This is a genomic window from Terrisporobacter muris, assembly GCF_024621905.1.
Classification (GTDB): Bacteria; Bacillota; Clostridia; order Peptostreptococcales; family Peptostreptococcaceae; genus Terrisporobacter; species Terrisporobacter muris.
Genome location: NZ_JANKBY010000194.1, coordinates 1 through 6,737 on the forward strand (window position 1 = coordinate 1; position 6,737 = coordinate 6,737).

The 6,737-nt window shown below is 24.9% G+C and carries 9 protein-coding genes; 7 read left to right on the forward strand and 2 right to left on the reverse strand.

All coding sequences use genetic code 11. From position 1 onward, the window contains the following. From NSA58_RS13435 to NSA58_RS13465, 7 genes are all read left to right on the forward strand, one after another. Positions 1-370, forward strand: a 370-nt coding sequence (locus NSA58_RS13435; protein WP_257560562.1) for a hypothetical protein, incomplete at its 5' end; no start/stop codon positions are given. Further along, positions 370-1,521 (forward strand): MobP2 family relaxase, encoded by a 1,152-nt coding sequence (gene mobP2, locus NSA58_RS13440; RefSeq protein ID WP_257560563.1) that lies wholly within the window; start codon positions 370-372, stop codon positions 1,519-1,521. The genes NSA58_RS13435 and mobP2, both read left to right, overlap by 1 nt. Before the next feature lie 32 nt (positions 1,522-1,553). Further along, a complete protein-coding gene (gene srtB, locus NSA58_RS13445; RefSeq protein ID WP_257560569.1) occupies positions 1,554-2,282 on the forward strand; it encodes a class B sortase in 729 nt (242 codons plus the stop codon). A gap of 36 nt (positions 2,283-2,318) precedes the next feature. Then, on the forward strand, positions 2,319-2,525 hold the full coding sequence (locus tag NSA58_RS13450; protein WP_257560564.1) for a hypothetical protein: 207 nt from the start codon (positions 2,319-2,321) through the stop codon (positions 2,523-2,525). Positions 2,526-2,640: 115 nt separating this feature from the next. Continuing rightward, positions 2,641-2,811 carry a hypothetical protein gene (locus tag NSA58_RS13455; RefSeq protein ID WP_257560565.1) on the forward strand — a complete coding sequence of 57 codons (171 nt, stop codon included), beginning with the start codon at positions 2,641-2,643 and terminating at the stop codon, positions 2,809-2,811. Positions 2,812-2,974: 163 nt separating this feature from the next. Beyond that, a complete protein-coding gene (locus tag NSA58_RS13460; protein WP_257560566.1) occupies positions 2,975-4,657 on the forward strand; it encodes an LPD25 domain-containing protein in 1,683 nt (560 codons plus the stop codon). 4 nt (positions 4,658-4,661) lie between these two features. Next, positions 4,662-4,802: a DUF3842 family protein gene (locus NSA58_RS13465; RefSeq protein WP_257560567.1), complete on the forward strand. Its 141-nt coding sequence runs from the start codon at positions 4,662-4,664 to the stop codon at positions 4,800-4,802. A 259-nt stretch (positions 4,803-5,061) separates the two neighbouring features. Here the strand turns inward: NSA58_RS13465 and NSA58_RS13470 are convergent, their stop codons facing one another. Together NSA58_RS13470 and NSA58_RS13475 are read right to left on the reverse strand one after the other, a co-directional pair. Beyond that, positions 5,062-5,826, reverse strand: a complete 765-nt coding sequence (locus NSA58_RS13470; RefSeq protein WP_074429293.1) for an FMN-binding protein — start codon at positions 5,824-5,826, stop codon at positions 5,062-5,064. A 204-nt stretch (positions 5,827-6,030) separates the two neighbouring features. Further along, positions 6,031-6,737 (reverse strand): hypothetical protein (locus NSA58_RS13475; RefSeq protein WP_257560568.1); only part of this gene is annotated, 707 nt, incomplete at its 5' end.

Sequence of the window (6,737 nt, forward strand, 5' to 3'; positions counted from 1 at the left end):
AAAATATATAGAAGAATATAAAGAAAAAAATAATATATCTTCTTTTAGTAATGCTGTTAATTGTATTATATTAGAACATAAAACTAATTCTAATTTAACATCTGATTATGTTTATGATGTTATAGCAAAAAAATTATCTCAACATATAAAGCAAGAACTTAATAGTATGATTCATGCTTCAAAATCTGCCGACAAAAATTCACAAATATTAATTGAACTTATGAACGCATATATATTCAATACTACATCTTCTGATTTTAAAGCTATTACTACCTCTAAGTTTACAACTAATGCTTTAGATGTATCAAAAGAAGAAGTTGAAAATAGAATTCTAAGAGAAATTGCAAAGAAAAGTGAGATGTTATTATAATGGCTAAAGTTACTTCTAAATCATCACCAGCAGTTGTTTTTAAATCAAAATTTGTAATATCATCTCATAAAAAATTTAAGTCATATATAGATTATATTGATAGAGATGAAGCAATTAGAAACAATGCTTTTAGTAGATATTCTTTATATAATGATTATATGGGAAACCCTCAAAAGACTACTGGAATTTTTACAAGTTCTAGTAGTCTTTTAAGTAAAAAAGAAAAAGATGCTTTAAAAGATAAATTTCTTCAAGCTCAAAATAATGGAAGTATATTATGGCAAGAAGTATATAGCTTTGATAATGATTGGTTAATAAATCAAGGATTGTATGATCCACTAACAAAAGACTTAGACGAAGAAAAGATTAAAGAAGCAATTAGAAAATCTATAGATTATTCTTTAGAAAAAACTAATATAAAAGATAGTTCCATTTGGAGTGGAGCAATTCATTTTAATACTGATAATATACATATTCATGTTGCTATTTGTGAACCTAATCCAACTAGTCAAAGAGGAAAAAGAACTCAAAAAACTTTAGATAATATGAAAAGTAAATTTATAAATCATCTATTAGATTTTGATAATGAATATAAAGAAATTAATACTTTGCTTAGAGATAATTTAGCATATTCAGATAAAAAATCTATACTAATGAAAGATATTGAAATGAAAAAAATATTAAATGATGTTATAAAAAATTTACCTTCCGATAAAAGACATTGGCACTATAATTACAATACAATGAGTGATGCTAGAGTTCATCTTGATAAATTAACTGATTACTATATAAAAAACTATAAATCAAAAGAATATAAAGAGTTAATTGATAAATTAAATAAACATGAAAAAGAATTAGAAAGAATTTATGGAAAAGGTCAAGAGGGAAAACATCTTAACAAGTTCAAAGAATATAAAGATAATAAAATAAAAGAATTATATACTAGAATGGGAAATGCCACATTAAAAGAAATAAAAGAACTATGTAGTACAACAAATATTAATAGTAAAAAACTATCTAAATCAAATACAATATATATATCAAAAAAAGATATTAATAATATATCTAAAGCTCTTGGTAGTGAACTTGATAATATAAAAAATCAAAATATTTATGATAGACTTCAAAGAGAAATAGAGTATGGTATATAAAAATAAAAGAGGTGATTTAAATAAAAAAAGTAATAACATTTGTACTCATTTTCACTTTTTTATTAAGTTCATCTAAAGTTATATCTAAGTTATATGAGTACAATAAATCAAATAATATTTATAAGGAACTACAAATACAAAAAAATAATAATAAATTTATAGATAATAATACTATAAAAAATAGTGATAATAATTCAACTAATAAGAGTAGTAATACTGTGATTGATATGTCTAATATTAATGATGACTATGTATGTTGGATAGAAGTTCCTGGAACTAATATAGATTATCCTGTTCTACAATCGAATGACAATAGTTATTACCTAAATAAAGACATTTATAAAAATTATTTGGCTTCAGGGTCTATATTTTTAGATTATAGAAATAATGATTTTTTAGATAAGAATACAGTTATTTATGGTCATTATATGAGAAATAACACAATGTTTGGTCAGTTAAAAAACTTTAAGAAAAAAAGTTTTTTTTATGAAAATAATATAATAAAAATATCAAAACGTAATGGCGAAATATTAGAATATAAAGTATTTTCAGCATATACAACAAGTTCTAAGGATAACTATATTCAAACTCATTTTAATAGTTGTGAGGAATATAAAGAATTTATAAATAAAATTGTAAATAAGTCTATATTTAAATCTAATGAAAATATAAGTATAGATGATAACATACTAACACTATCTACTTGTAGTTATGAGTTTAAAAATGCAAGAATGGTAGTTCATGCTAAATTAATTGATTAAATATATAAAATAGTAAAGAGAGGAGCATTAATTAAAATGTGTGAATGTTTTATAACAAGTGATAAAGATAAAGCTTATATTGATTATGTAGGATATAATTATCTCATTATAAAAGATATTTTTACAGATGATCCTGTTAAGATTAGTATTTCTGAACAAGAAGCAAATTTTTGGAAAGAAGAATTATCAGACCAAGAAACTTCTTATGTTTTCTATGATAAAGAAAAGAAAATATTGTTATAGATATTTTTAGCAACATATTATTTTATGATATAATATATTAGGAACTAAAATCTATAGAGTGGTGTTTCATACAACAAAACTTACCTACTTCTTTACAGGAAGGAGGTGAGGAAGTATGGAACAAATGATAAACATTGTCATAAGTATTACTAGTACAATATGTCTTAGTCTAATGACTAACTACATATATGACAAATTAAAAAGCCACTCTGTAAGAGAGAGTGGCTTAGAGATTAAAATTAAGCTGAAATTTTTTGAACTTAATTTTAAATCTGAAAAACGTTAATTTTTAAAATTAATGGGACATCACTCTACTTCGACATAGATTGAAGTTCCTTTTATATTTATATTATAACATAATCAATTAAGTTTTAAACTTATTTTTTGAGATATAGATTCATTCTATATCTCTTCTTTATTTTTAAAATATAAAAATTGGAGATGATTATATGAGTATAAAAATGAATAGTGATTTACTTGATAAGGCTGTAGATGATGTTGTGTCTACAGTTAATTTTTTATGTAAAAATGACTTATCTCATTTAGAGCTAACAACTAAACTAGATGCACTTAATGATAAAATGGAAGATTTGAAAACTCTTGTTGTATATAGTGATGATGATAAATTTACTAATACTATTTGTGCTATGCAAATAATAACTAATAACTTCAATAATGAAATATTAAAAACATTTGGAAGAACATTTTCTAGCGATTTTAGAGAAAGACAGTTAAGTTTTTTAATGAACACTGCTACTTCTTTTGATATAAATATTGTTGAAGTTGATGGTATTGATTCTACTTCTAACTCAAAAGAATTAATTGATAGAGAATATAAAAATAAAGTATATAAAACAAAAGAAAAGTATAAAAAAGAAACTGCTAAAGAAACGGTAGATGATATTATAAAAGCTACTAATGAAAAACTTAATAGTTATTTTGAAAGTGAAAAAGATTTAAAAGAGTATTTAAGTTATATGGCTAAATTTCATAAATATTCAATTGGAAACTGCTCAAAAATAGAAGAACAATTTAGTGGAGCAGTTGCAGTAGGCTCTTTTAAATTTTGGAAAGATAATGGGTTTACTGTTAATAAAGGAGAAAAAGGAATACAAATATTAGTTCCAACTCCAGTAAAAAACTTTTATGATGAAGAAGGTAACATAAAAAGTTTATACCATGCTACTAAAGAGCAAAAAGAGAAGTTAAAGAATGGATTACTAAAAGAAGGTCCAACTACTATGAGATACAAAAAAGGGTATGTTTTTGATGTTAGTCAAACTAATGCAACTACTGATGATTTACCTAGATTATTCCCTAACAAATGGCTTGATGGAGAAGTCAAAGACTATGATAAGATGTATAAATCTTTAGAAAATGTTGCACATAGTATCGGAGTTGATATAATCGCTCCTAAAAGTGAATTAGGCGTTTCTAAAGGTGTTAGTTACACTCTAAGTAAAGAAGTAGCTTTAAACCCTCGTAATAGCCAATTACAGAATGTAAAAACACTATTACATGAATTAGCTCATGCAAAACTACATACTGCTACTACTAGTAACCAATACTCAAAAGCAGAAAAAGAATTTCAAGCTGAAATGGTTGCTTATTCTGTATGTTCATATTTTGGTATAGATACAAGTGAGTACTCTTTATCATACCTAAATCATTACTCTAAAAATACTGATATTAAAGAAAAGAAAAAATTGCTTAAAGAAATAAAAGATACATCGCAAGAATTTATTGAAATAATTGAAAATACACTATCTAATAATTTAAAAATAGAAAATACTACTGATAAAAATAATAATACATTATCTGATAATGAAGTTTCTGTTGCTGATAAAGTTGATAATACTATCTACACAAGATTTGTATGGTCAGAAAGTGAAGAAATAGATGATGGTTCAGTTTATAAGTTTGAAGTTGCTAATGAAATACTTGAAACACTGACAAAAATACATCATGTTAAATGTATTGAAGGCTATTATAAGACTAAGTTTGAGTTGTATTTTGATAAAGAATGTACTGATAAGTTCTACACTGGAAGATTCGATATTGGAGATGGGTATGCAAATAATCTAAAGGAACATATTTATAAATTTGTTACAGAAGAAAGTATTAACATATGAGGCAGTGTGTGATAGTGAAGCATTTAAGATATTATTACCACTCGTACCAGAAAATTTAGAAATAGTAGGGATAGAAAGTAAACCTTTATCATTACTAATAAAAGATGCAGTAAAATTAATCAAAAAAGAATTTAACATAAAATAAATCACTTTGAACGTATTAGTTTAAGTTCAAGCATTAAATCTTTTATTTAATTAATACCATAGTTCAATGGATAAAAGATATATTTAAATTTTAGGTAAGTATACTTACAACCTAAATCCTAAAATTTAAGGAGTATATTTACGAAAATTTGAAGTTTTCGCCTCACCTTACAATAGAATATACAAACAATATATTCTTTACAGATATATTGAAAAGGTGAGGCGAAAAAAATGAAATATTGTAAAAAATAACTTTAATCTTACTTTTTAGCTTTTAACAAGGCATCTTTCACAGCATCAATAACACCTTTTGAAGAATAAGTTGAACCACTTACTGCATCAACATCATATGTTTGATTTTCTATTATCTTTTCGGGAATAGAATTAAAAGCTGGTTCATAAAATCTTTCGCCAACTTCATTGTGGCTAACTATGGAAATCTCATCAATGATACCATCTTTTATAGTCACTAAAACTTTAAGGTCTGGACCATATCCATAGCCAGTACCTTCATACACACCATCTTTGCAGTCACTGTTTGAACTGCCTTCATTTGTACTTATGTTAGGACTGAAGTCTGATTTAATACTATTAATAACTCTATCAAATCCCACAAATCCTCCAACTTCAAATATATGTAATACCGTAATAATAATAAGCAAGGCAGTTAACTCTCTATGTCTTTGTATCCACACTTTTCCTATATTTTTCTTATCAACAAATGTGTGCCATAAAAGTAAACCTATTATAAGAGCAATTGTTCCATAATTAAAGCTTATGATTGAATATGAGGAAAGCATTCCATGAATAAATGATGATAATAAAAATAAATATCCTAAGTTAATGTGATTTTTCCTCAAAAACTTATTTATTGTTCTTAAAAACTTATCTATTTTTATTAATAATTCATTATTGCGATCTTTTTGTATTTTCTTTTGTACAATTCTCAATAGCCATATGATGCTTAGAAGTATTCCTGATATTAGAGCTATCCATGCAAATAAAATATTAAAAAATAAAGTCATAATACCTCCAGTTGTTTTTTAATTAATATTATATTACTGTTTTTTTACTTAGTTTTATATTTTTTTCAACTATTTATAGATTATTATACATAAGTTTTATAAAAATTTAAAATAAAAAAGAAAGAACTTTTAAGCAGACAAAGAAGCAGCTAGGGATATATCCAACCTAGCTGCTTTTTATAGAAAAATAGCAATTCAACATTTCTACCTGTACATTATTAACGTACGATAATAATCATAATATGATCGTCCATCTGAGTCTTTTCTTATGTCATATTTCACATCAATTATTTCGTACCCTTCATCTTGCATAGAACTTAATACACGATCTATTTCATTTGTATACTTACTAGAACACTCAAATTCTTCACGTGAAAAATCAATTTGGCTATTTATCATAACAATATGAACCTTACCGTCCTTTTCTTTTAAATGTTTCCTAATTTTTTCATAAATGTTACTTTCATCAATCTTAATAGTAGTATCTTTGTTTACTTCTATGTTTTGGCTATTTTCTTTAGAGTAAATAATTTGTTCATTTAAGAATTTTACTAATTCATCCATTCTATCTTGCACTGACAAAGTTTCATATTTACCATCAATAGTTTTTAAGTCAATGCTTCCAAAACTTTTTTTTACTGTTTTTAAATTACAGTAGTACATTTTTTCTATTCCATTTTTACATATAAACTCTAGTCTATTTCTATAAATGTGTAATTCTCCTTTGTTGAATCCCATTCTAGCGTTACAAAATCCAAGAGCTTTATCATTTTCTTTAACATTATTTTGATCCAATTTAGCTCCAGATAACGTATTAACATCAGCTTTAAAGAAAGTAAATGTTGGTGTGTATGATACAGTTAAAGAGCTTAAAAATGGAAAATTAGCTGGAGGAAAAGAAAAAGTATACG

Coding starts and splice junctions, on each gene's coding strand:
- mobP2 (WP_257560563.1), top strand. CDS start 370: ATGGCTAAAGTTACTTCTAAATCATCACCAGCAGTTGTTTTTAAATCA.
- NSA58_RS13450 (WP_257560564.1), top strand. CDS start 2,319: ATGTGTGAATGTTTTATAACAAGTGATAAAGATAAAGCTTATATTGAT.
- NSA58_RS13455 (WP_257560565.1), top strand. CDS start 2,641: ATGGAACAAATGATAAACATTGTCATAAGTATTACTAGTACAATATGT.
- NSA58_RS13460 (WP_257560566.1), top strand. CDS start 2,975: ATGAGTATAAAAATGAATAGTGATTTACTTGATAAGGCTGTAGATGAT.
- NSA58_RS13470 (WP_074429293.1), bottom strand. CDS start 5,826: ATGACTTTATTTTTTAATATTTTATTTGCATGGATAGCTCTAATATCA.